The sequence below is a fragment of the Pontibacter russatus genome (assembly GCF_009931655.1).
In the GTDB taxonomy this organism is placed as follows: domain Bacteria; phylum Bacteroidota; class Bacteroidia; order Cytophagales; family Hymenobacteraceae; genus Pontibacter; species Pontibacter russatus.
This window is the reverse complement of the sequence record NZ_CP047984.1, coordinates 2493860-2516532: the sequence shown is the minus strand read 5'-3', so window position 1 is coordinate 2516532 and position 22673 is coordinate 2493860. Positions and strand designations below refer to the sequence as shown.

General features: G+C 55.3%; 22 protein-coding genes. 17 read left to right on the top strand and 5 right to left on the bottom strand.

From position 1 onward, the window contains the following. Nucleotides 1-2 precede the first annotated feature (2 nt). Entirely contained in the window at nucleotides 3-2882 is a 2880-nt protein-coding gene (gene porW / locus GSQ62_RS10085) for a type IX secretion system periplasmic lipoprotein PorW/SprE (protein WP_161889379.1), read from the bottom strand. A 313-nt stretch (nucleotides 2883-3195) separates the two neighbouring features. Here porW and GSQ62_RS10080 point away from each other — a divergent pair, with 313 nt between their 5' ends. The 11 genes from GSQ62_RS10080 (at nucleotide 3196) to GSQ62_RS10030 (ending at nucleotide 12534) form a co-directional block, all read left to right on the top strand. Further along, a complete protein-coding gene (locus GSQ62_RS10080; protein WP_161889378.1) occupies nucleotides 3196-3432 on the top strand; it encodes an AtpZ/AtpI family protein in 237 nt (78 codons plus the stop codon). 5 nt (nucleotides 3433-3437) lie between these two features. After that, nucleotides 3438-3827 carry a hypothetical protein gene (locus GSQ62_RS10075; RefSeq protein ID WP_161889377.1) on the top strand — a complete coding sequence of 130 codons (390 nt, stop codon included), beginning with the start codon at nucleotides 3438-3440 and terminating at the stop codon, nucleotides 3825-3827. Between the two features lie 38 nt (nucleotides 3828-3865). Continuing rightward, nucleotides 3866-4906, top strand: coding sequence for a F0F1 ATP synthase subunit A (gene atpB / locus GSQ62_RS10070; protein ID WP_161889376.1), 1041 nt, complete (start codon nucleotides 3866-3868; stop codon nucleotides 4904-4906). Nucleotides 4907-4945: 39 nt separating this feature from the next. Continuing rightward, nucleotides 4946-5206, top strand: a complete 261-nt coding sequence (atpE, locus tag GSQ62_RS10065; protein ID WP_114782027.1) for an ATP synthase F0 subunit C — start codon at nucleotides 4946-4948, stop codon at nucleotides 5204-5206. A gap of 140 nt (nucleotides 5207-5346) precedes the next feature. Then, nucleotides 5347-5841, top strand: a complete 495-nt coding sequence (locus GSQ62_RS10060; protein ID WP_161889375.1) for a F0F1 ATP synthase subunit B — start codon at nucleotides 5347-5349, stop codon at nucleotides 5839-5841. A gap of 57 nt (nucleotides 5842-5898) precedes the next feature. Beyond that, nucleotides 5899-6456 carry an ATP synthase F1 subunit delta gene (gene atpH, locus GSQ62_RS10055; RefSeq protein ID WP_161889374.1) on the top strand — a complete coding sequence of 186 codons (558 nt, stop codon included), beginning with the start codon at nucleotides 5899-5901 and terminating at the stop codon, nucleotides 6454-6456. Nucleotides 6457-6458: 2 nt separating this feature from the next. Beyond that, the gene (gene atpA, locus GSQ62_RS10050) at nucleotides 6459-8039 is read left to right on the top strand and encodes a F0F1 ATP synthase subunit alpha (RefSeq protein ID WP_161889373.1); all 1581 of its coding nucleotides are present in this window, start codon (nucleotides 6459-6461) and stop codon (nucleotides 8037-8039) included. Between the two features lie 69 nt (nucleotides 8040-8108). Then, the gene (atpG, locus tag GSQ62_RS10045; RefSeq protein ID WP_161889372.1) at nucleotides 8109-8999 is read left to right on the top strand and encodes an ATP synthase F1 subunit gamma; all 891 of its coding nucleotides are present in this window, start codon (nucleotides 8109-8111) and stop codon (nucleotides 8997-8999) included. A gap of 170 nt (nucleotides 9000-9169) precedes the next feature. Continuing rightward, nucleotides 9170-10873 (top strand): alkaline phosphatase PafA, encoded by a 1704-nt coding sequence (gene pafA / locus GSQ62_RS10040; protein ID WP_237586581.1) that lies wholly within the window; start codon nucleotides 9170-9172, stop codon nucleotides 10871-10873. A gap of 62 nt (nucleotides 10874-10935) precedes the next feature. Continuing rightward, a complete protein-coding gene (locus GSQ62_RS10035; RefSeq protein WP_161889371.1) occupies nucleotides 10936-11508 on the top strand; it encodes an inorganic diphosphatase in 573 nt (190 codons plus the stop codon). Between the two features lie 117 nt (nucleotides 11509-11625). Beyond that, the gene (locus GSQ62_RS10030) at nucleotides 11626-12534 is read left to right on the top strand and encodes a UbiA prenyltransferase family protein (RefSeq protein ID WP_161889370.1); all 909 of its coding nucleotides are present in this window, start codon (nucleotides 11626-11628) and stop codon (nucleotides 12532-12534) included. Here the strand turns inward: GSQ62_RS10030 and GSQ62_RS10025 are convergent. The 4 genes from GSQ62_RS10025 to GSQ62_RS10010 form a co-directional block, all read right to left on the bottom strand. Further along, nucleotides 12524-14041 (bottom strand): NAD(P)H-hydrate dehydratase, encoded by a 1518-nt coding sequence (locus tag GSQ62_RS10025; RefSeq protein ID WP_161889369.1) that lies wholly within the window; start codon nucleotides 14039-14041, stop codon nucleotides 12524-12526. The two genes, GSQ62_RS10030 and GSQ62_RS10025, sit on opposite strands and share 11 nt — an antisense overlap. Before the next feature lie 292 nt (nucleotides 14042-14333). Next, nucleotides 14334-16772 carry a DUF5686 and carboxypeptidase-like regulatory domain-containing protein gene (locus GSQ62_RS10020; protein WP_161889368.1) on the bottom strand — a complete coding sequence of 813 codons (2439 nt, stop codon included), beginning with the start codon at nucleotides 16770-16772 and terminating at the stop codon, nucleotides 14334-14336. Between the two features lie 83 nt (nucleotides 16773-16855). Continuing rightward, nucleotides 16856-17728 (bottom strand): phosphatase PAP2 family protein, encoded by an 873-nt coding sequence (locus tag GSQ62_RS10015; RefSeq protein WP_237586580.1) that lies wholly within the window; start codon nucleotides 17726-17728, stop codon nucleotides 16856-16858. 375 nt (nucleotides 17729-18103) lie between these two features. Beyond that, nucleotides 18104-19330: an NADH-quinone oxidoreductase subunit D gene (locus GSQ62_RS10010; protein ID WP_161889367.1), complete on the bottom strand. Its 1227-nt coding sequence runs from the start codon at nucleotides 19328-19330 to the stop codon at nucleotides 18104-18106. A 216-nt stretch (nucleotides 19331-19546) separates the two neighbouring features. Here GSQ62_RS10010 and GSQ62_RS10005 point away from each other — a divergent pair, with 216 nt between their 5' ends. From GSQ62_RS10005 to GSQ62_RS09980, 6 genes are all read left to right on the top strand, one after another. Further along, a complete protein-coding gene (locus GSQ62_RS10005) occupies nucleotides 19547-20059 on the top strand; it encodes a DUF6252 family protein (protein WP_161889366.1) in 513 nt (170 codons plus the stop codon). A 172-nt stretch (nucleotides 20060-20231) separates the two neighbouring features. Beyond that, nucleotides 20232-20765, top strand: coding sequence for a hypothetical protein (locus GSQ62_RS10000; RefSeq protein ID WP_161889365.1), 534 nt, complete (start codon nucleotides 20232-20234; stop codon nucleotides 20763-20765). A 90-nt stretch (nucleotides 20766-20855) separates the two neighbouring features. Beyond that, nucleotides 20856-21146 carry a nucleotidyltransferase family protein gene (locus tag GSQ62_RS09995; RefSeq protein WP_161889364.1) on the top strand — a complete coding sequence of 97 codons (291 nt, stop codon included), beginning with the start codon at nucleotides 20856-20858 and terminating at the stop codon, nucleotides 21144-21146. Beyond that, nucleotides 21143-21502 carry a HepT-like ribonuclease domain-containing protein gene (locus tag GSQ62_RS09990; RefSeq protein WP_161889363.1) on the top strand — a complete coding sequence of 120 codons (360 nt, stop codon included), beginning with the start codon at nucleotides 21143-21145 and terminating at the stop codon, nucleotides 21500-21502. Before GSQ62_RS09995 ends, GSQ62_RS09990 begins: the two co-directional genes overlap by 4 nt. Nucleotides 21503-21620: 118 nt before the next feature. Beyond that, nucleotides 21621-21809, top strand: a complete 189-nt coding sequence (locus GSQ62_RS09985) for a hypothetical protein (RefSeq protein WP_161889362.1) — start codon at nucleotides 21621-21623, stop codon at nucleotides 21807-21809. Continuing rightward, nucleotides 21809-22603: an SPFH domain-containing protein gene (locus tag GSQ62_RS09980; protein WP_161889361.1), complete on the top strand. Its 795-nt coding sequence runs from the start codon at nucleotides 21809-21811 to the stop codon at nucleotides 22601-22603. The genes GSQ62_RS09985 and GSQ62_RS09980 overlap by 1 nt, the downstream gene beginning before the upstream one ends. The last annotated feature ends 70 nt before the right edge of the window (nucleotides 22604-22673 follow it).

The window sequence follows — 22673 nt, the reverse complement described above, 5'->3', positions numbered from 1 at the left end:
GCTTAATAATTATTTTTAAAGAAGGCCAGGTAGGCCTCCAAATCTTTTTTCTGCAGGAACTTCCGGTAGTTGGCGGATGAGATGACAAAGGTAGTGAAATCTACGCCTCTTATCCTGCCAACAGGGGCCTGTGGGCCTTTTTGTTTCACGTTGTAAGACAAGGCCAGTTCCGGGTCGCTGAAGGCCTTTACCAGCAGCATCGTTTTGCCCTCTGCCATCGCAACAGAGTCTATGCTCAGTTTCTCGTTCCTGTAATAGGTACTGTTATATTGCTCATACTTCTTCAGCACATCTTTGAAAGCAGACTCGGCCGCAGGGTACACCAGCACAAAGTAATAAGCAGAATCGGCTGCTGCCTCGTAAGCCAGCGGGTCTGCCGCAGGCGTTGCCGTTACGATCGCCACGCCTGCTGAGTCAGCGGTCGTGGCGGCTGCAGGTTGCGCAGGGGCAGCGGTAGCCGCACTGTCTGGTGGTGGTGTTGCCGCCTGTGGTTGCGCCTCAGCCTGCTGCTGTGGCTTTGGTGTCGGCGCGGCTGCAGGAGGCAACTGGGGTGTAGCCTTTGCTGCCGACGCGGTAATGGAAGCAAGTTCCGTGCTAACTTTTTGCTCAGGCGTGAGGGCAACCTCGCTTTTGGGCTCTTTGGGGGCAGGCGCTGCCGGGGCGTCGCTGCGCAGCAGGTTCTTCTGCTCCAGCTCGCTATATATAGCCAGCAATTGGTCTGCCTGCGGCTGTAGCGGGCTGCCGGGGTAGTTTTTCCGGAACCGCTCCAACTGCTGGCGCAACACCTCCGGCTTCTGGGTGCGCGCCGTCACCATCACCTCTAAAAACGAGACTTTGTCTTTGATGTCGTTGAGCGGGTACTGGCTGGTGACCTGGTTGAGAAGCGCGGTGGCCTGCGCATACTCCTGCGCATCGTAAAAGCTGAAGGCGGAATCATACAGCGCCCTGGCCTTCAGGTTATCTGCCGCGTTCTTCGTCAGGAACTCAGAATCGTCGAGCAGGCGGGCGTACGAAGTGTTCGGGAACTCCTGCTTCACCTTGTTGTAATACACCTGCTGTTGCGCCACATTGCCTGCTTTGCCATATAGCAGGTACAGGCTGTAGTATACCTCCGCCGTATGCTCCGACTTCGGGAAACGCTGCAGCAGCTTTAAGTAGGTTTGCTCGGCCTGTGCCGTGTCGTTCAGGTTCTGGGCATATATCTTTGCCAGCCGGAACAGCGCCTCCTCCACCTGTTTTTCGGAGCGCTGCATGTCGGCTGTTGTCAACGGGATGTTCTGCAGGTACGTCTGCACCTGGGCGGCGGCCATTTCCTCCGGCGGGATTTGGGCCTGTGCCGTATCCTGGGCAGGGGCTTGGGCTATAGCGGCGGCGGGCTGTTCCCCGGTTTCGCCGCGGCTGCGGTAGCGCCAGAAATCCTGCAGCGGCCTGTCGCCCCACCGGCGCACGAACTCCGCGCGGGCCGAGGCCATGGCAGCCTGGTTGTCGAAATACCAGACGCCGCCGGGTTCGGTAGCCGTTCCGAAGGCATCGCCGTTCTGGCTGCGCCTGTTGTTGCGCGATGGCTGCGCCTGGGCAAGCTGCTGCTGCTCCTGCTGGCGGGCAAGTTCCTGCTGCCGCGCCTCTTCCTCGCGCTGCACCAGCGCCTGCACAAACGCCAGCCGCTCTTGCTCACTCATGCGGGCCAGGCGCTGCAGGCTGTCCTGTGTTTGTATGGTGCCGTACTGTTTCGCGAAGTCAGACAGTATATCACGTTGCTCCACCACCGTCTCATACTCCGGTGCCCGCTGTGGGTACACCTGCACGGCGCTGTCGTAGTAGGCGGCGGCCAGGTCATATTTCTGCAGGTTGTCGAAGTATATCTCGCCCGCCGCCACATAGCTGTAGCCTTTCTGGTTGGCCAGGCTCCCCGGCGTCTTCAGCGACTGCTGCAGCAGTTCCAGGGCCTTGTCGTAATTCTGCTGTCGGAGCTCGAACTGCGCCATCTCGTAATAAATCCGGTCGCGGTACTCCAGGTTCTTCTCGTCCTTCAGCAGCTTTTCGTAGTAGCCCGCGATGCGCTCCCTGTCCTGCTCATCCGACAACTCCGACACCTGCCCCAGGTTCAGGCGGCTGAAGAAGCCCAGGTCGTAGGGCGGGTTGCGGCGCAGTATTTTGCTGTATTGTTCGTAAGCCTCTTTCTTCTGGTTTTTGAGCTGGTAGAGCTGCGCCAGCATAAAACGTACCCGCGACTCATGGTCCTTGTCGTCGAAGTTGGGGAGCGAGAGAGCCAGGTTCTCCATCACCTGAGCGGTGTCGGCCTGCTGGCGGTAGTAATGCGCGCGTGCCAGGTACAACTCCCGGGCATTTTCCTTGTTCAGGCGCTCCTTACGAAGATACTCCGACACCTGCTGCGCATTCTCCATCTCCCCGAGCTGCATGAAGCTGCGCATCAGCCACACCAGCGCCTCGTGGCGGTCATCTTCGTCTTTGCTGATGGCGCTCACATATTTGAAGGTGCGCACCGCCTCCGCGAAGTTCAGCTGGTAAAAGTTGGCTTTTCCTATCTGGATATAGCTGTTGTCAATCCACTTGCTGTTTTTGTGGTACTGGATGGGGTGCGAGGCTTTTTTCTTGATGTCCTCCAGGTCGGCCTCGAAGGCCTTGGCCGTGGTGGTGTCGATGGCGGGGTAGATGGGCAGCACCTGATTGTAGTCGTACTGCGTTTGCTCCTGCAGGGCTTCCTCCATCAGGCGCATTTTCTCCCTTGCCAGGAAAAAACCGTTGTAGCGCGCGGTGGTATTGTGGTAGGCCTTGCTGAGCGGGTTGTTGCGCTCAGCCGAGCATGCCGCCAGCAGCAGACCTGCCAGAATAAAGAGTAAGTGCAGCGTTCTTCTGTTCAAGGTAGTAGCGTGTGCAGGATGTTGAGGCACTATATATATAAGGTGTAAACGTAGCGGCGCAAGCTTTCAGTATGAGTGTGGCGGCGGCTCATGAGCACGCCGGAAACCTGAGCCTGCCCCTATATGCCAGGCACCTCCTGCAAAAATACAACATTCTGCCAATAGTTGGGCAAGCGGCTGTTTTGCAGCCTGCTATTGAACTATACAAAATTCTAAATGGTTTCAGGCGGAGCCGCAATTTCGCAATGCCGCTTTTGTGACCGCGCGGCAGAGATGACTTTAAAATGCTTACCTTTGTAAAAGGCTGTAACACATGGACCAAACGCCAGACCAGAAACCAAAGCCCTCGCGCGAGGACAGCGTGAAGCCCTACCTGAAGTACTCCGGCCTCGCCTTCCAGATGATTGGGGCGATGGTGCTGGCTGCCTTTGCAGGAGGGAAACTGGACGCTTATTTCCAGACGGAGAACCCGTGGTTTACCATCGTGCTGCTGGTGCTGGCCGTGGTGGCCTCCATGGTGCTGGTTATTCTATCACTCAATAAAAAATAGCTTACGTGAATTTTCTTCGAAACTTGTCGGTGTTCTCAGGAGTTGTGGGCCTTGGCATCGGCGCCCTGTCGTATTTTACGGCCGATGCGCTGGTGCATGCGTACGTGTGGTACATCCTGGCGTTCTTTGTGCTGGTCACAGCGGGCACCTTCTATATCACCCGGCTCGGCATCAGTTACGACCAGGATAACTTCCAACTTTACTACTTCGGGTCTATGGGCTTCCGGATGATGCTGAGCATCGGCGTCGTGTTTATATATGTGTACCTGTTCTCCGAAAACGAGCTGCAGTTCGTGCTGAACTTCTTCGCATTATATTTTCTCTTTACCGGATTTGAAATTTACAGCTTATTGGCTAACTTGCGGCCCAATTTGAAAAAGCAGAACCAAGTGTAAGGCACCGCTTTATGGACTCTGTTGCTAAATCTCTATTGATGAAGAAGTTAATTGTTTTGCTGCTGTGCTTTTTTACCCTTCCGGCCTTTGCGGCTGAGGCCCCGGCCGAAGAAGGTGGTGAGTTCAGCCCTGGAGACATGATCATGCACCACATTGCGGATGCGCACAAGTGGGAGTTTGCACACGGCCTGGAGCTGTACCTGCCGGTCATCCTGTGGGACAACGGACAACTGCAGGTCTTTTCCTCCAGCAACTTCTTTGATGAGCATGGCGGAGAAGTGCCCTACAACGGATATGTGCTGGACCACGGCCATATATACAAAGCCGATGCGGCAGGGGAGCCGGTGGAGGGATACAGTGGCCTGTACGACCTTTCGCTAACCAAGAACGTGGCCTCCATGCTGTTGAGCGTGGCGCTGATGCTCATTATCTTCTTCGTGATTGCGGCCCGTTACAAAAAGAACGAGGGCCGGGCGCCGAGCGGCATTCAGTCGTTCTTTGAGCCCATCATCATTTTTATCCGCGACGACATCGCCAAAGCGAACATCGGCCCCAAATACGAGCGCTACATGCCGTTTCTGCTCACCATCTTTTTCTTTATCTGGTTCAATAACCTGCTGGGGCTTACGCCCGGGGGAGCCAACCTGACCGGCAACATCGCTGTCACGATGGTGCTGGCCGTCATGACACTGCTCATCACCGTGTTTAGCGGCAACAAGGGGTACTGGTCGCATATCTTCTCCACGCCGGGTGTTCCGGTATGGCTGGCCCCTATCATGATTCCGGTGGAGCTTATCGGCATTATCACCAAGCCCTTCTCACTGATGGTCCGGCTTTTTGCCAACATCACCGCGGGCCACATTGTTATCCTTTCGCTGTTCAGCCTTATCTTTATCTTTGAGAGCCTTGCGGTGGCCCCGCTGAGCATTGCCTTTGCCATCTTCATGAACTTCCTGGAGCTGTTCGTGGGCCTGCTGCAGGCCTATATCTTCACGCTGCTTTCTGCCATGTATTTTGGCGGGGCCGTGGAAGAACACGACCATGTGGAGGACATGGGCTACGGGGACGGAGGCCATTAAATCTGAATTTCTTTTTTTTAACTATATATAACTATAATTATGCTATTAGCAATTCTGCTTCAAGCTCTGTCAGAAGGCGCAGGTTTCGCGATCATGGGTGCCGGTATCGGTGCCGGTCTAGTGGCCCTTGGCGCTGGTTTGGGTATTGGTAGAATCGGTGGCTCCGCCATGGAATCTATCGCTCGTCAGCCTGAGGCTGGTGGCAAAATCCAGACTGCCATGATTATCGCTGCTGCCCTTATCGAAGGCGTTGCGCTGTTCGGTGTGGTGGTTTGCCTGCTGATCTCTTTCAAAGGCTAGCAATAGTTTTTGCAGGTCTCTCGTCCGGACGAATGGTCCGGACGATGAGATCTAACCTATAGTGATAGTTAAAAAGGCAGACGTAGCGCCTGGCGGCAAACGGAGCCATCCTCATATAGCGATTTTCAAATTATAGCATAATGGAATTAGTAACCCCTGGTATAGGTCTGATTTTCTGGCAGGCAGTCACGTTCTTGATCGTTTTGTTCCTGCTGACAAAGTTTGCCTGGAAGCCGATCATGAAGGCGCTGCACGAGCGCGAGGCATCCATTGAGGGCGCCCTGAGCGCAGCGGAGAAGGCAAAGCTGGAGATGCAGGGCCTGAAGGCTGAGAACGAGAAACTGCTGGCACAGGCGCGCCTGGAGCGCGACAAGATACTCAGAGACGCGACAGAGGCTGGCAACAACCTGGTGGAGCGGGCAAAGGAAAAAGCGAACGAAGAAGGTGCCCGCATGATTGCCATGGCCCGCGAAGCGATCGAGACTGAGAAGCGCGCCGCCATCGCAGAGGTGAAAAACCAGGCTGCAGCACTCTCCATCGAGATAGCGGAACGCATCCTCCGCAGAGAACTGAGCGACCCGCAGGCACAGCAGGCGCTGGCACAGGACTATGTGCGCGAAGTAACACTTTACTAAAACATAAGCTGATGGTGCCTTTCCTGAGCGAGAGGCATGCTTCCTATATAAGAAATTATGTCAGATATAAGAGTTGCTTCCAGGTACGCGAAGTCGCTGATTGAGCTGGCGGGCGAGAAAGGGGTCCTGGAGCAGGTGCACCAGGATATGCTGCTGTTCTCCTCCGTCGTTGCGCAGAACAGGGGCTTCGAGTTGCTGCTCACAAACCCGGTCATTAAGTCAGACAAGAAGCTGAAGGTAATCAACAGCATCTTTACGGGCAAGGTGCAGCCCATGACCCTGCTGTTCTTTAACCTCGTGGCCCAGAAAAACCGGGAGGCGGTACTGCTGCCCATGACCGCTGAGTTTGAGAAGCAGTACAACGAGGTAAAGGGCATCCAGATAGCAACCGTGACAAGCGCTTACCCGCTTGCGCCGACGCAACGGGAATCCCTGATAAAGCGATTAACCGCTGAAACCGGCAAATCCATCCAACTGAAAGAGTCGGTAGACCCCGCGCTCATCGGTGGTTTCGTGCTGCGCGTGGGCGACCAACAAATAGACAGCTCTGTGCGGAACAGCCTGCGCAAACTGAGAAATGATTTTAAAGACAACTCCTATATTAATAAACTATAATCATGGCAGAAGTAAGACCTGATGAAGTATCAGCCATATTAAGAGAACAGCTGTCCAACTTCCGCACCGAGGCGGAACTGGAAGAAGTAGGAACAGTGCTGCAGGTCGGAGACGGTGTCGCCCGCATCTACGGCCTTTCTAAGGCACAGTCCGGGGAGCTTTTAGAATTTGAGAACGGACTTCAGGCCCTTGTGCTTAACCTGGAGGAAGACAACGTGGGAGCCGTGTTGCTCGGCGACTACAGCGAAATAAAAGAAGGTGCCACTGTAAAGAGAACAAACCGTATCGCCTCTATTCAGGTAGGCGAAGGCATCATAGGCCGCGTGGTAAATACGCTCGGCCAGCCGATTGACGGCAAGGGCCCAATTTCGGGCGAGCTATATGAGATGCCGCTGGAACGCAAGGCCCCGGGCGTTATATACCGCCAGCCGGTAAACGAGCCGATGCAGACGGGCATCAAAGCAATTGACTCGATGATTCCGATTGGCCGCGGCCAGCGCGAGCTTATCATCGGGGACCGCCAGACAGGTAAATCAACCGTGGCGATTGACACCATCCTGAACCAGCGCGAGTACTTCGACAGAGGCGAGCCTGTGTTCTGTATCTATGTGGCCATTGGCCAGAAAGCGTCCACGGTAGCGCAGATTGTGAAATCGCTGGAAGAAGGCGGTGCGATGGCCTACACGGTAGTAGTGGCGGCCACGGCGGCCGACCCTGCACCAATGCAGTTCTTCGCACCATTTACCGGTGCCGCCATCGGCGAGTTCTTCCGCGACACCGGCCGTCCGGCCCTGGTGGTATATGACGACCTGTCGAAGCAGGCAGTGGCCTACCGTGAGGTGTCGCTGCTGCTGCGCCGCCCGCCTGGACGCGAAGCCTACCCAGGCGACGTGTTTTACCTGCACTCCCGCCTGCTGGAGCGTGCAGCCAAGATCAACAACTCGGACGAGATCGCACAGAACATGAACGACCTTCCGGACTCCATCCGGCACCTGGTGAAAGGCGGTGGTTCCTTAACGGCTCTCCCGATCATCGAGACGCAGGCCGGAGACGTGTCTGCCTATATCCCCACCAACGTGATCTCGATTACCGACGGGCAGATCTTCCTGGAGACCAACCTGTTCAACGCCGGTATCCGTCCTGCCATTAACGTAGGTATCTCGGTATCGCGTGTGGGTGGTTCGGCTCAGATCAAGTCCATGAAAAAGGTGGCCGGTACCCTGAAACTGGACCAGGCGCAGTTCCGCGAACTGGAGGCGTTTGCCAAGTTCGGTTCAGACCTGGACGCCTCTACCAAACTGACCATTGAGCGCGGCCGCCGCAACCTGGAAATCCTGAAGCAGTCGCAGCTTTCCCCGGTAGCGGTAGAAGAGCAGGTGGCCATTATCTACTGCGCCACAAACGGCTTGCTGGACAGCGTGCCGGTAAACGAGGTGAGAGCTTTTGAGAAGGACTTCCTGCGTAACCTGCGCGCGCAACACGCCGATGTGCTGAGTGCCCTGCGGGCCGGAAAGCTGGATGATCAGATTACCGGAACCCTGAAGCAGGTGGCGCGCGAGGTGGCAGCCAGTTACAAGAAATAGACCTATATAAAAGGCAGGAGTTAAAGGCGCATTCCTTTAGCTCCTGCCTTTATGCTACAATAAAACCATATGGCGAGTTTAAAAGAAGTCAGGAGCCGCATTGTTTCAGTTTCTTCGACACAGCAGATTACCAAAGCCATGAAAATGGTGTCGGCTGCGAAGTTGCGGCGTGCCCAGGACAATATCATGCGCATGCGCCCCTACGCGCAGCGCCTGAGCGGCATTCTGGCAAACCTGTCGTCGCAGACAGAGGGCACTGTAACGAACATATACGCCGAAAAGCGCGATGTGAACCGCGTGCTGATCATCGCCGTGACTTCTGACCGGGGCCTGGCGGGCGCGTTCAATGCCAACATCGTGAAGGCCGTCGTGGCCCTGATCGGCAGCAAGTACAGCAGCCAGGCTGCCGCAGGCAACGTGACGGTGCTCACCATCGGCAAAAAGGCCCTGGACGCCTTCAACAAGCGGGGCATGCCGGTCATCGGTGACTACAGCGGCGTCTTTACGAATTTGTCTTTTGACACGGTGCGCGGCGCGGCGGAGCGGGCCATGGATGGTTTTGTGGCAAAGGAGTATGACCAGGTAGACCTGGTGTATAACGAGTTCAAGAACGTAGCGACTCAAATCGTGCGGCACGAGCAGTTTCTGCCTATTGAAGACAAACCTGCTGTAGCAGCTGATGCTGCGGCCATGCTGGTGGACTATACCTTCGAGCCGTCGAAAGAGCAGATAATTGAAGAGCTGATCCCGAAGTCGCTGAAAATACAGGTATACAAAGCTGTGCTGGAGTCGAACGCTTCGGAGCACGGTGCCCGTATGACCGCCATGGACAAAGCAACGGAGAACGCCGGCGAGCTTATAAAAGAGCTGAAGCTAACGTATAACAGGACGCGTCAGGCAGCCATCACCAAGGAAATCCTTGAGATTGTGGGTGGTGCAGAGGCACTGGCAGCGAAATAAAGAAACAGGACCTTTTTGCAGCAGCGCCCGGCAACAGCAGGAGCGCTGCTTTTTTTTCGGGGTGTCTGTGCCGTGTCGCACCAATCCGTGAAAAGCGCGCAAAAGCGTCGTAAGATGGCAAGAAAGCGGCATTACCTGTTATATTTGTAGGCGGGTATACAGTATCATATATGAAAAAACGCATTTTAAAGCACGGTTTGGCCGCGAAAGTGGCCGCAGCCTGTCTGCTCGTGCTGAGCGCCTGCGCGGGCTCCGCCACTTCAACTGCCACTGAAACCAAGGCGCTTGCCGATTCAGAGAACACCGATATGCTGCTGCCGAGGCCAAAGCTGGTGGTCGGCATAGTGGTAGACCAGATGCGCTACGACTACCTGTACCGGTACTGGGACAAGTACGGAAACGATGGCTTCCGCAAACTGGTGAAGCAGGGCTTCAACTTCAAAAACAACCAGTACAGCTACGTGCCCACCTATACCGGGCCGGGCCATGCGTCCGTATATACCGGCAGCGTGCCCGCCCTCAACGGCATTATCGGCAACAACTGGTATAGCCGGGAGCGGAGCGAGATGGTGTACTGCGTGGAAGACCAAACCGTGAACACCGTGGGCAGCACCTCCGATGCCGGTAAAATGTCTCCTGCCAACCTGCTCACTACCACTATCACTGACGAACTGCGACTGGCAACGAACATGGGCTCCAAGGTAATCGGCGTCGCGCTGAAAGACCGCGGTTCCATTCTGCCCGCGGGGCACCTGGGCAATACCGCCTACTGGTTCGACTCGCCCACGGGCAACTGGATCACCAGCACCTATTACCGCACAGACCTGCCCCAGTGGGTGCAGGAGTTTAACAGCAAAAAGCTGCCGGACCAGTACCTGAGCGAGCCCTGGAACACGCTGCTGCCCATTGCAGCATATACCGAGAGCACCGCAGACGACGTGCCCTGGGAGGAGACGCTGCCAGGGGAGGTGAAGCCCGTGTTCCCGCACAACCTCCCGGCCATCCGGCAAAAGGATTACGAACTGCTGCGCTCGGTGCCTGGCGGCAACACCATCACCAAGGAGTTTGCCCTGGCTGCCCTGCGGGGAGAGAGCCTCGGCAAGGGAGAGTTCACCGACTTCCTGGCCGTCAGTTTCTCCACCATCGATTACATCGGGCACAAATTCGGGCCTAATTCTGTGGAGGCACAGGATGGGCTGCTGCGCCTGGACCGGGAGATTGGCGAACTGATAAACGAGATAGAGCAGGAGGTGGGCAAAGGCGAAGTGCTGTTCTTCCTGACGGCAGACCACGGTGCGGCCCATGTACCGGCATTCCTGAAAGAGAATAACGTTCCGGCGGGCGTGGCTTCGTCGGGTATTGTGCGCGACTCTGTGGAAGCCTACCTCGACAAGCTATATGGCAGCGGCGACTGGGTGGAGCGCTACACCAACCAGCAGGTATACCTGAACAGGGACCTCATCGACAATAAAAAGCTGAACCTGGTTGATGTGCAGCAGCGCGTGGCGGTGCAGGTGATGCGCCATGAGGGCGTGATGCGCGCCGTGGCCGCCAGCACCCTGCAGGGCGCCAACTGGGGCGCAGGAGGTTTAATGGCCCGTGTAGAGAACGGGTATAATGCGCAGCGCTCCGGCGACGTTATCATCCTGCTGGAGCCGGGCTGGTTTGAGGGAGGCAGCAAGGGCACCACCCACGGCTCGTACTCCAACTACGATACCCACGTGCCGCTGGTATGGTACGGATGGAACGTGGAGCCCGGAGAAAGTGCCGTGCCGACAGAGATTGCAGACATTGCCCCCACCATCGCCGCCTGGCTATATATACAGGAGCCGAACGGAAGCGTGGGCCGGCCGCTGCAGGAGTATATGGAGTAAAAAGACAGTGCGCCCCGGCACAGCATGTGCATGGGGCGCGTAACCTAAAATAAAGCATACTAATGAACAATACAGACAACAGCAACCCATGGCACAGTGTGAGCTACGGGGACGAGGCGCCAGCGGTATTATCGGCCATCATCGAAATACCCAAGGGGTCTAAAGCAAAATACGAGCTGGACAAGGAAAGCGGCATGCTGAAGCTGGACCGGGTGCTTTTCTCCTCCATCCACTACCCGGCCAACTACGGCTTTATCCCGCAGACGTACTGCGACGACAAAGACCCGCTCGACATCCTGGTGATCTGCTCCATCGACGTGCAGCCCATGTGCCTGATCGACGCCAAGGTGATCGGGGTGATGCAGATGATCGACAACAACGAGGAAGACGACAAGATCATCGCGGTCGCCAACAACGACATGTCGGTGCGCCACATCAACGATATATCGGAACTGCCGCCACACACCCTGCTGGAAATGCGCCGCTTCTTTGAGGATTACAAGAAGCTGGAGCAAAAAGAAGTGATCGTGGAGCAGTTTCTGGGCCGTGAGCACGCCTACAAGATTATCCAGGACAGCATCGAGCTGTACAACACGACCTTTGGGGAGCCTCAGAAGAAAGAGCGGGCACTGTAACACAAGTTATTTTTCCTGTAAAGCCCGGCACGGATACCTCTGTGCCGGGCTTTTTGTTTTGTGGCAGGTGCGCCGCTATTTGAATGAAGAAGGATTTGTTGCGTAATTGCATGTAAGATGGAGCAGAACAGAAGCATGGGCATGAGCGACCGCGCGGCAGGGGCAATACCGTACACGCCGGTGGAGCGCGTCCTCGGCTGGCTGCTCTACAGCAGCGTGTTCATTTCGTGCTGCGCCTTCAGCCTGACGGTGGAAACCTACCTGCTGGCCAGGCTGCCGGTATCGCTGCCCATGGCGGTGTTCGCTTTCCTGGCTACTCTGTTCACCTATAACCTGAGCAGCGTGCAGAGTGTGCTGCGCCACCCACGGCAAGCCTCCGACAGGCACAGCGCCGTCTTCAGCCAGCGCAACAAGAGGCTGCTGGCGGTGCTGGGCACCGTCAGTATTGCCGCTGCCGCGGTGGTTTATATAGGGTTTGGGCTACAGATGAACATCTGGCTGATGCTGCACCTCGCGCTTATTTCCATCGGGTATACCGTGCCCATTGTATATAAGGCGAAAACGGTGAGGCCGCTGCGGAGCGTGCCGCTGCTGAAAGTGTTTTTGATTGCCTATGTGTGGGCGGTGGTGACGGCGCTTTTCCCGCTGATGCACGCGGGCATGGCGGTGTGGGAGCCGGAGGCGCTGCAGCTCTTCCTGCGCCGCTTCCTGTTCATACTGGCCCTAGCCCTGCTTTTCGACATCCGGGACTATACCTACGACCGCACCACCAACACCCTCACCATCCCCGGTTGGATAGGCGTGCGCAACACCAGGCTGCTCTCGCTGGGGCTGCTGTTTTTATATATGCTGGTTTTGCTGGGCACCGAGCAGGGCGTAGTGCTGTGGGCGCTGCTAAGCAGTGCCGCCGCCGCTGCCGTGGTGGTGTCGCTTTCCTCTGAAAACAAACCACGGATATATTACGCCCTGTTGGTTGATGGAGCCATGCTGCTGCACGCGGGCATGGTGTACCTGGCTATGGTATAGGCTGCTGCAGGCACATAAAAGCCTTCGGCAGGTGGTCGATCAGGTCGGTTGCGGTCATACTGATGGCGCCCACCGTGCGCAGGGCCATATCCCCTGCCAGCCCATGTACATATACGCCCAGCAGGCAGGCCTCCTCCAGGCTGTAGTGCTGTGCCACCAGGGCCGTGATGATGCCCGTCAGCACATCGCCGGTGCCGCCTGTCGCCATGCCGGGGTTGCCGGTGGTGTTAAAGAAGATGTTGCCGCTTGGGGTGCCGATGGCGGTGTGGCTGCCTTTGAGGGCGATATAGCACTGGTGCTGCCGGCAGAACTCCCGAAGGCGCTCCAGGCGCTCGTAGTCGTTGGCGGTTTTGCCTGCCAGCCGCTCAAACTCCTTGGGGTGCGGCGTAAAGATGACCTTGTTCTTCGGAATCTGCGCTTTCAGCCGCTCACTGCCGGCTATGATGTTGATAGCGTCGGCGTCTATCACCAGCGGGTGTGTGGCGGTTGCCAGCAATTGCCCGATGGCCGTTTTCGTGGGAGGCGCGGTGCCGATACCCGGACCAACGCCAATCACATTGAATTTTTCTATCTCCTCGGGCAGTTCCGAAAGGTATCGGCGGTTCGGGTCAGTCAGTGTCATGGCCTCCGGTACCGCTGTTTGCAGCACCGTGTACCCTGCCGCCGGTGCATGGACGGTTAAAAGGCCCACGCCGCTCCGCAGGCAGGCTTTTGCCGCCAGCACGGCCGCCCCCATCTTGCCATATCCCCCGCCCAGCAGCAGCGCATGCCCATATAGTCCCTTGTGCGAGAATTTTTTCCGGTGCTTCAGCAGGTGCTGCACATCCTGCCGGGTGGTGTAGCAGAGGTCTGTTTTCACGCTGGCTATATAGCGCTCACTGAGCCCGATCGGTACCACGTGCCATTCCCCCACAAACTCCTCGTGCTGCGGCAAAAAGAACGCGAGTTTGGGCAGCTGGAAGCTGATGGTGTAGTCGGCTTTGATGATGGTGCTGGCCTCCGGCGACTGGCTGTCGGTGTAGAGGCCGGAGGGTATATCCACCGCAATGAGGCAGGCGCCGCTGTTGTTCAACTGTTCCACCACCTCCTCATACAGCCCCGTAACAGGGCGCGTAAGGCCGGTACCGAACAGCGCATCGATCACACAGGCACAAAGCGGGAGATCCGGAAAGTCCTGCTCCTTTTTTATCTCCTGACGCTTCACCTCTCCGGGCAGCCGCTCCAGGTTTGTCCTGAAATCGGCAGAGGTTTTGTCAGTGCCTCCGGCTATATATACCTGCACCTGGTAGTGCCGCTGGTGCAGCAGCCGGGCTATCGCCAGTCCGTCGCCGCCGTTGTTGCCGGGTCCGCAGAAGATGAACACCTCCTCCGAAGGCTGAAATTTGTTCTCAAACCAGCCTGTAAATGCCTTTGCAGCACGCTCCATCAGGTCAACGGAGGGAATACCCTCTTCTTTAATGGTATATGCGTCGGCTTCGCGGGTCTGTGCGGCGGTAAGGATTTTCATATATAGATGTGTTTACTCCCTATACTACAATTAGAACGGCGGGGTTAGTGTTTGCCCGGAGGCAGCGGGAATGATTGGGGCGGCTTCACAATCGGGGCTATCACATTCCTGTTGCTTCCAAAATAGCCTGGTAGGTGAAAAATCCCAGGCTTGATTAGGGGGTTCTGGTGGGCAAGTTGCCAGAACAATCACCGTAGGAAGTAAGATGTGGGAAGGAGACTCTTCCGAGTGGCAGGCACGAGCGGAGACACCCGCGCCATATATAGCCGCAGCGGAAAACCGCTTCATTGAGCTAAAGCGCAATCGAAAGCGTCAGCTTTATTTTCAGGTTATCCTTTACATCATCCAGCGCATAGGGGCCAAATCTATATATAGCCCCGACGCCAATACCGGAGAAAGGAGAGCTGATGATGTTGTTCAGCAGCAAACCTGACTCAAAAAAACCCTTTTCCATCGTCTGGAAAGCGGGTTCCTGTGGCCATGCCTCCTGCACCGGCTGTTTTAAATCACCGAAGCCGATGTTGGTGACCAGCACGATATCTGGTTTGAAGAAGCGGGTGCGCAGCAGGCGCTTGCCCAGGTTTTGGGAGAAAAAGAGTGCGGCATAGCAGTCGGAGAAGAACTCGTAGGGCTGCATCGTCTCAAAACCATCTCCGGTATATACCTCATAATCAGGGTTGAAGCTGCCGGAACCGTTGTAGAGGCTCACAAGGGGAGCTTTGCCGTCTACCAAGCCTCCGGCCAGGGTAAAGCTGCTCTCGCCGAAGGTGCGGTGCCGGAAAGACGCCTCTGCCCGCACATCGTATTTGTTGTAGCCATATGCACCGTCCAGCAACCCGTCGATGCCGCGGGTATATTGCAGCCACAGCACAGGGTATTCGCCGCCCATCGGCATCAACTGGTTGAACTGCCGCATAAATTTCTCGCCGTGGGCATAACGCAAACTCACCACGGCCTCCGTCAGGTTATATATAGGCCCAGCTCCACCGCCTGCCGTGTCGGAAGCTATATAGCCCAGCGTGGGGCGGCGCTGTTGCTGCCGCAGCATCACCTGTGCCTGTCCGTAGCGCAGCGGCCTGCCCGCCAGCGCCACGCTTTTGTGGGTGGTGTAATCCAGGTCGGGAAGTACGGCAGGCCGTAAGTCGCCGAGCAGGCTGCGCTGCCGGAAGGGCAGCCGGGTGCCGCCGGGCTCCAGCACATCCTCAAAAAACGCGGCCTTTAATTGAAGTTCTGACGGCTGATGCAGCACCACAGCGGCATCGGCCCCGTACTTTGCCGCCTCATCCCGGAAACCATATCCCCAGTAGCCGCCAACACTAAACCGCTCCGACAGCAAAGCATTCGTATGCGCCCCCAAACCCAGGCGCAGCCCCTCAAAAGCGCTGAGGCGCAGCAGGCGTTTCAGGTCGAGGCTGATGGGGCCGATGGGAATTTGCTTGGCCGTCAGGTATTCCATAAAGCGGATGGTGCGGTCCAGTTTCTGCGCCTTCCCGATGCTGTCGAGGCGCTGGTAGGTGTTTTGCTCCAGGGCGGTAAGCGAATCGGGGCGGAACTGCTGAAAGTAGCTGTCGGGCTGCAGGTGCGCGTCGGCCTTCTGCTGCAGCGCTACCACGCCAAAATACGATTTTCGGAGGTTTGGGTTCAGGTTGATGTTGGTGATGTAGGTGCGGAGGTGCGCAAAAGGCTGGTGCCCTTTCAGCACGACCTGCGGCACCGTGATCTCCACGTCCAGCTCGCTGGGGAACCACTGCCCCTGCGGCCCCACCTGTCCGTACTGCTGCTGCAGTTCGATCCCGCGCTTGTCGTCATCGGCGGCAGACTTTGCCAGCACGTTCTGCACGGCCCAGCCATCGCTGTTTATATAGAGCAGGCCCTCCAGCCCGTCGAAGTTTGTGCCTGGCTCTGGTTTGAAAGAAATGATAAAGACCGTATCCTGACCCACCACATTCGTTTCCTGCAGCACAAAGTCATACTTGCGGGTGCTGCCCGTGCTCAGGGGGCTGAGGTAGCGTTTGCCAAAGAATAGCGGCATGTCGTCATACACCGAAAAGTCGCGGGCCTCGGCGGCCACAATGCCAAAACTCGGCTGCCGCAGCCCCGACACGCGGGTGGCCAGTATCGTTTCTTTCGTGTGGTTGGGCTGCAGAAAAGCATAATCGGTCACGCTCTCCAGCAGGAACATATGCTGTTTGCTGAGCAGGTCACGCATTTTCAGGTAAGCCGAGTCCTGGGGCGATAGCTGCAGCGTGTCACTCAGGTCCAGTTCGCGGGCGTCGGTGGCGGTCAGCACGAACTTGTTGTAGGTGCGGTAGGTATAAGCCGGGAGGTTTTCAGGGCGGTGCCGGTCGCGGTTCTGGTTCGCCAGCCGGATAATGCGGTGCGCCGGGTTCTCGCCGGTGCCCCGCACCACCACTTCCTGCAACTGCGCCGCTGCGGGCTGTAGGTATATAGTAATCGTTCCAGCGGAATCAGGGGATATAACCTGCGGCGCGTAGCCTACATAGCTGAAGCGCAAACTGGTGATGGGGCGGTGGTGGCGCAGCCTATATATGCCGTCCAGGTTCGTGGTGGTGCCCGTTTCGCCGTCGTTGGCCGTGACGCTCACAAAGGGCAAGGCTTCCCGCGTCTGGGCGTCGCGCACCACGCCGCTTATTTCCCGCACTTGGGCCGAGGCGGCGGCCCCGAAAAAGCATATATACAGCAGCGCAAGGAGAAAACGGTGTCGTGGCATCCGGTAAAGATAAAAAGAAAAAGGCGCTTCCTCCTGCTATGGAAGAAGCGCCTTTTCAGGGATATATAGAATCTTTTATCCTTTCAGAACTGTAAAACCAGCCCCACGCCCGGACTGCCATCGGGCAGCATCACAGGGATGACAGCCGTATTGAGGCCGCCGCCATGCGTAAGTTTGGCGTGTATCCAGTAGACCGTGTTCACAGAGAGAATGCCCACTCCGGCCCCGGCCAGCACGTCGGCCATCCAATGGGCGTTGTTGAGCACGCGCAGCACGCCCGTCGCCCCGGCCACCGTGTAGCTGGCCACGCTCACCCACGGGCTTTTGTGGCGGAACTCCTTGTCCATAAACGTGGCGATGGTGAAGGCGTAGGCGGTGTGCCCCGAAGGAAAGGCATGCGGTTTCCCGTTTGGGCGGTCGATGTCGGTGAATTTCTTGGTGGGCCACACCATGGCCGAGGCAAGCACGCCGGAGGAAAACAGCAGGAGCGTCTGGCGGCTCAACTGGTGGCGGTTTTGTGATGAAATCAAATTGAAGCCATATAGACCGACCAGCGGCGCCAGCATGATAAAGTCGTCGGCGCTGGTGGCGAACTCGGGGAGCACCTTGTTGCGGGCGTCGCGGGTGTCGAAGCTGCTGATGAAGCCCCGGTCCTGAATGGTGTAGATGCCGGCACCAATCAGAATGGCGGACGGCAGCACAGCCCGCTTCAGGTAGCGCCCGTTATGGCCCTCCAGGCGCTGCGCCTCGGTAAACGGGTGCTTCTGGCCCGGCAATACGGTATCCGGCGGAACAAAGCCTTCCTCGTGGATTTTTACCGTGTCGGGCTTTGTGGTATGCCTGGGCTGCACCTGTGCCACGGCCATGGCAGGGCTCAGCAGCATGCTCAGCCAGAGCAGATGGACGGTGAGTAGCTTGTTGAGTTTATAGGTATGCCGCAATGGGGTAAGCATCATGAAGCCTGTGTTAATTTTCGGGAATGTACTAAATCTTAACGGGTGCTGTTGGAACGGGGTTATACACGCAATTTATATATAATTAGACTTTCTGGCCCGTGTCTGGATGTCGTTCCCGGGCCAATCTGTCTGAATCAGGATTTGCAGGATTTATGGGATGGACAGGATGCGTATGATTGAAGGATGAAGGTTCATTGTCACTTTGGCCGCCTCCGTTTCATCCACAGGCCAACGAGTGGACAGGTCGCGACCTGTCCCTACAGCCTGTCCCGAGCGATGTCACGGGGAGGTCATATGCCAATCTTGAACAGTTCACTTCCGAAAAGGTCAGGAGGCTCGCGCTATATAGAAAGTAGCTCAGCTTATATATGGAAGCTACCGGTCCAGCTCGCCCAGCACGATATCCACTGAGCCCACAATGGCGATCAGATCCGCTACCATACATCCTTTGGCGATTTCGTGCAGCACCGACAGGTTGGAGAAGCAGGGAGAGCGGCCTTTGCAGCGGAACGGCACGTCGCTGCGGTCGGTGGTGCGGAAGAAGTAGCCCAACTCACCGCGCGGGGTTTCGCCCCGGAAGTAAAGTTCCTGCGTGCCGGTGGTGCGGAGCTTCTTCGGGCAGGCCGCCTGCGGGTCGAAATCGGGGGTGCGTTTATAGTCGCCCTGCAGGCGGTCGAGGCACTGCTGTATGATTTTGACGGACTCGCGGCACTCCAGCGCCCGCACGTAGTTGCGGTCCCAGCAATCACCCACGCTGCCCACCAGGCCGGTGCCGGTCGGTACATCAAACTCCAACTCCGGGTACACGCTGTAGCCGTCCACGCGGCGCAAGTCGTATTTCAGGCCGGAGCCGCGCAGCATGGGGCCGGAGCAGCCGTAGTTAATGGCCACATCCAGCGGAAGGATGCCCACGTTGGCGGTACGGTCAATAAAAATCCTGTTCTCCAGCAGCACCGTGTCAATCTCGTCGAGCTTGGGCCTCAGGTAATCGATGAACTCCTGGCAGCGCTTCTCAAACCCGATGGGCAAATCATAATACAAGCCGCCCACCCATATATAATTGTAGAGCATGCGGGCGCCGGAAGTCCACTCGAGCAGGCGCTGGATGTGCTCGCGGTCGCGCAGCATCCACAGGAAAGGCGTGAAAGCGCCGATGTCGATGCCGTAGGTGCCGATGGCCACAAAGTGCGAGGCGATGCGGTTCAGCTCGGCCACCAGCACGCGTATATACTCCACCCGCTTCGGGATCTGGTCCGTGATGCCCAGCAGCTTCTCCACGCCCATGCACCACACGTGCTCCGAGTTCATGGCGGCCAGGTAATCCATGCGGTCCACGTAGGGAATGGTTTGGTTATAGGCCATGTGCTCGGCGTGCTTCTCGAAGCAGCGGTGCAGGTAGCCGATGTGCGGGGCCACGTCCGTGATGATTTCCCCGTCCGTCACCACCTCCAGGCGCAGCACGCCGTGCGTGCTCGGGTGCTGCGGGCCCATGTTCACAATCATCTCGCCCGCCCTCAGGTTGTCGAGGCTGAACTTGTTGGGCTCCGACTGCAGCAGGTAGTCTTTATATATGGTGTTGGTTTCCAAAGGTCCGTAAGGCATGATGAGGTATATGCAAAGTTCGCAAAAATGCGGGAGTTATGAAGCGGGAAGTTGTCGGCTGTATAAAAGGCGGGCTTAGGATGATAAACGGTGGCAACTTGTTTATATATAAGATTATATATAGTATATTCGGTAGTTCAGTTCCGTTTATCCTGCTATTTTGGAAGGCTAAAAGGGATAACTGCTGCTACACGGTAGTTAGGTGATATTGGAACTATGAAATCTCAAAAAGATAAACTCTTCGTTATGAAAGCAAAGTTAAGTGTGTTCCTATTATTATTTTTTTTGTTAAGCTGCAGCAAGGATAATTTGTGTAGAAATGAAGCCTTCTGTGTAGAGGTGAATGGTAAGAAGTGGTGGCCTAAGAGTAATGATTTTAAATCAAGTCCCCTCACTTTCCATTTATTAGATGACAATAATCAGTTTTGGATTGGGGCCTACAATGGTTCAAGTTCTGTATTAGTCGGAGTAATTGACCACACAAGAGGGATAGGAGTAGGTGATTATGTTCTAGCAGGACAAACATGCTGCAGTGGCAGTTATACAAGAGAACATAATATTAACTTCAAAACAGACGCTTCACATACGGGAAAGTTAACAATTACTTCATTAGATAGAGTCAAGAAAACGGTTGCTGGAACTTTCTACTTTAGGGGAAGGAATTCTGTTACGGGAGAAACTGTGGAAGTAACTAAAGGTTCGTTTAACGGTAAGTATTCAGAATATTAACAGGTTTTAAGCTTGTAATTTGCCAGTCCTTCAAAATGGAAAGCAAACTTTGACAGCAAGATTATAGTATTGAAAAGGTAAAACAAAACCACCTAACACAGCCTAATAAGTTATGATTCGGCTCCGCCTCGCACACCTTATTAGGCGAGGCCGTTGGGCTAAATTGTAATAAATGAAAAAAGAAATCCTTGGTTTATTAATCCTTCTATGGGGCATTTCCCTCTCTTGTACCAAGAAAGAGCAAGAGACAAAGTATTATTGGGTAACCCTAAAGGATGATAAAATAAACCAGATTTCCAGATTTGATAGACAAGAGAAGAAAGATACTTCTATACTTTCATATTATGCCCAATGGGACACGTTGAACTACTACATTCTGCATAAGAATCGAGATAGCTCCTTTACTGTTAGCTCCTACCAGGATGGGCTCTTGCTTCCTATCATGGATACAACCTTAATTCTCAATGGTAATGAATTGATGGTAACCAAGTATGTACAAAATAAAGGTATACTGGATGGCGAAGTCATTCACTACTATAGCCCTCAGCTTGGAATCTTTGCTGTACACTCCAATACTTGGCCAGGACTTCAATATTTACAATCAAATGATACTGACCAAAACAAGCTGGTAAAAGATTTGATAAAGGCTACAGTTCCTAACTTCTTTATTAAAGGAAAACTCAAAGCTGAGCTTGAAAAGTATTAAGTCTAAAAAAATAACTCAGCCCCATAAACGCACCATAGCCGGGCCGTTAATCTTACGTTGAATCAAAAGAGAATGTGTTTTTTTTAAAGTATGGAAACTCCGGAAGATATAGAAGCTAAAATCAGAGCAGTAAAGCCGTATTTAAGAGACGAGTACGGCATTGAGCAGATAGGGTATTTTGGGTCGTTTGCCAACGGCGACTATAGGGATGAATCTGATTTGGATGTTATCGTTGCTTTTAATAGAAAAATCGGATGGAAGTTCTTCGATTTAAAAGATTACCTGGAAGCCGTGGTTGGGAGAAAGATTGACTTAGTAACTGAAAGGTCTCTTAAAAAGCAATGGAAGCCAGCTATCATGCAGCAGGTTAAGTATATATGAGAAAGAGAGACAACCTGGTCTTTATTGAAGATATGATAGAGGCAATTAGTAAAATTGTCAGGTATTTAGATACGGTAGATGGGCTGCAGGGCTTCCTGCAGAATGAAATGGTGATTGATGCCGTCACCCGGAATTTCGAAATCATTGGAGAAGCGGCCAATCAGGTACCAAAGGAAATCAAGGCTAAATATCCGGAGCTTCCATGGCGACAGATGTATGGACTGAGGAACTTTGCATCGCACGAATATCATACAATTGATCCCCAGATTCTATGGGAGATAGCCGAAGACCACCTACTTAAAAACAAGATTCAATTGGAGGAAATACTACAAAAAGAAAAGGAGAACAGGGGGTAAGCTCAAATGTAAAAAGCAACATCCACCGCAAACATGTAGGCAAATTGAAGCCCGGATAGGGCACACCATGAAATCCGCTATGCTGCTTGCCCCAACCGTTAAACACCCTATCCTCCCCATGAGATTCCCATACATCCTCCTGCTGGGCCTGCTGCTTTTGGCTGACATATTTGCCTTCACCGAGGTGGCTGCGCTCCTCCGGAAGCCTTCTGACACCGCCGTGATGATGGGGCTGTTGTTGCTGGCCTTGCTTGCTGTTGTTAATTTCTTTATTATTCGCTATTCCCTTTCTAAGCTCGACGCCTGATGAACACCCGAATTTTTACCTGGACCGCGATTGTCGTCCTCCTGTTTCTGTTCTCCGTTACCGCCATGACCTCCTGCACCCGCATCGACGCCGGGCACGAAGGCATCCTCGTGAAACTATATGGCTCCGAAAAAGGCGTGCAGGACGTGTCGCTGGTAACGGGGCGCGTGTGGTACAACCCGCTCACCGAGGAGGTGTTCGAGTTTCCGACGTACGTGCAAACCGTGGACTACAATCCTTTTTCGGTGAACGCCAAAGACGGCTCCGTTTTCACCGTCGACCCCACGATCTCGTTCCGGGTGATGCCCGGCGAGAGCCCCCGCATCTTCAGCAAATACCGCAAGGAGATAGGCCAGATCACCGAAACCACGCTGTACAACTACACCCGCGACGCCTTCCGCATCCAGTTTAACCAGTACAGCACCGACAGCATCATCTCCAACCGCCAGTCGTTTGAAGACAAGGTGCAGGCGGCGCTCGGTGATGCCCTGAGAAAAGAAGGCTTTGAGCTGGAGCAGATGACGAGCGGCCTGCAGTACCCCGACGTGATTGTGCAGGCCGTGAACCTGAAGAACAAGGCCGTGCAGCAGGCCATGCAGGTAGAGAACGAACTGAAGGTGGCCGAGGCGCAGGCCCGCAAAAAGATAGTGGAAGCCGAGGCCGAGGCCCGGGCCAACGAACTGCGCCAGCGCACGCTCACGCCCCTGCTCATCCAGCAGCAGTTCATCGAGAAATGGGACGGCCGCACCCCGCTCTACGGCAACTCCCCCACGTTTTTCAAGAACGTGGAGTAGGTAGATATAGCTTTAGAGTAAGGCAAGGCTGCCAGATATATAACTGGCAGCCTTGCTGTTTATATAGGAA

Coding starts and splice junctions, on each gene's coding strand:
- GSQ62_RS10080 (WP_161889378.1), top strand. CDS start 3,196: ATGGACCAAACGCCAGACCAGAAACCAAAGCCCTCGCGCGAGGACAGC.
- atpB (WP_161889376.1), top strand. CDS start 3,866: ATGAAGAAGTTAATTGTTTTGCTGCTGTGCTTTTTTACCCTTCCGGCC.
- atpE (WP_114782027.1), top strand. CDS start 4,946: ATGCTATTAGCAATTCTGCTTCAAGCTCTGTCAGAAGGCGCAGGTTTC.
- GSQ62_RS10060 (WP_161889375.1), top strand. CDS start 5,347: ATGGAATTAGTAACCCCTGGTATAGGTCTGATTTTCTGGCAGGCAGTC.
- atpH (WP_161889374.1), top strand. CDS start 5,899: ATGTCAGATATAAGAGTTGCTTCCAGGTACGCGAAGTCGCTGATTGAG.
- atpA (WP_161889373.1), top strand. CDS start 6,459: ATGGCAGAAGTAAGACCTGATGAAGTATCAGCCATATTAAGAGAACAG.
- atpG (WP_161889372.1), top strand. CDS start 8,109: ATGGCGAGTTTAAAAGAAGTCAGGAGCCGCATTGTTTCAGTTTCTTCG.
- pafA (WP_237586581.1), top strand. CDS start 9,170: ATGAAAAAACGCATTTTAAAGCACGGTTTGGCCGCGAAAGTGGCCGCA.
- GSQ62_RS10035 (WP_161889371.1), top strand. CDS start 10,936: ATGAACAATACAGACAACAGCAACCCATGGCACAGTGTGAGCTACGGG.
- GSQ62_RS10030 (WP_161889370.1), top strand. CDS start 11,626: ATGGAGCAGAACAGAAGCATGGGCATGAGCGACCGCGCGGCAGGGGCA.
- GSQ62_RS10025 (WP_161889369.1), bottom strand. CDS start 14,041: ATGAAAATCCTTACCGCCGCACAGACCCGCGAAGCCGACGCATATACC.
- GSQ62_RS10020 (WP_161889368.1), bottom strand. CDS start 16,772: ATGCCACGACACCGTTTTCTCCTTGCGCTGCTGTATATATGCTTTTTC.
- GSQ62_RS10015 (WP_237586580.1), bottom strand. CDS start 17,728: ATGATGCTTACCCCATTGCGGCATACCTATAAACTCAACAAGCTACTC.
- GSQ62_RS10010 (WP_161889367.1), bottom strand. CDS start 19,330: ATGCCTTACGGACCTTTGGAAACCAACACCATATATAAAGACTACCTG.
- GSQ62_RS10005 (WP_161889366.1), top strand. CDS start 19,547: ATGAAATCTCAAAAAGATAAACTCTTCGTTATGAAAGCAAAGTTAAGT.
- GSQ62_RS10000 (WP_161889365.1), top strand. CDS start 20,232: ATGAAAAAAGAAATCCTTGGTTTATTAATCCTTCTATGGGGCATTTCC.
- GSQ62_RS09995 (WP_161889364.1), top strand. CDS start 20,856: ATGGAAACTCCGGAAGATATAGAAGCTAAAATCAGAGCAGTAAAGCCG.
- GSQ62_RS09990 (WP_161889363.1), top strand. CDS start 21,143: ATGAGAAAGAGAGACAACCTGGTCTTTATTGAAGATATGATAGAGGCA.
- GSQ62_RS09985 (WP_161889362.1), top strand. CDS start 21,621: ATGAGATTCCCATACATCCTCCTGCTGGGCCTGCTGCTTTTGGCTGAC.
- GSQ62_RS09980 (WP_161889361.1), top strand. CDS start 21,809: ATGAACACCCGAATTTTTACCTGGACCGCGATTGTCGTCCTCCTGTTT.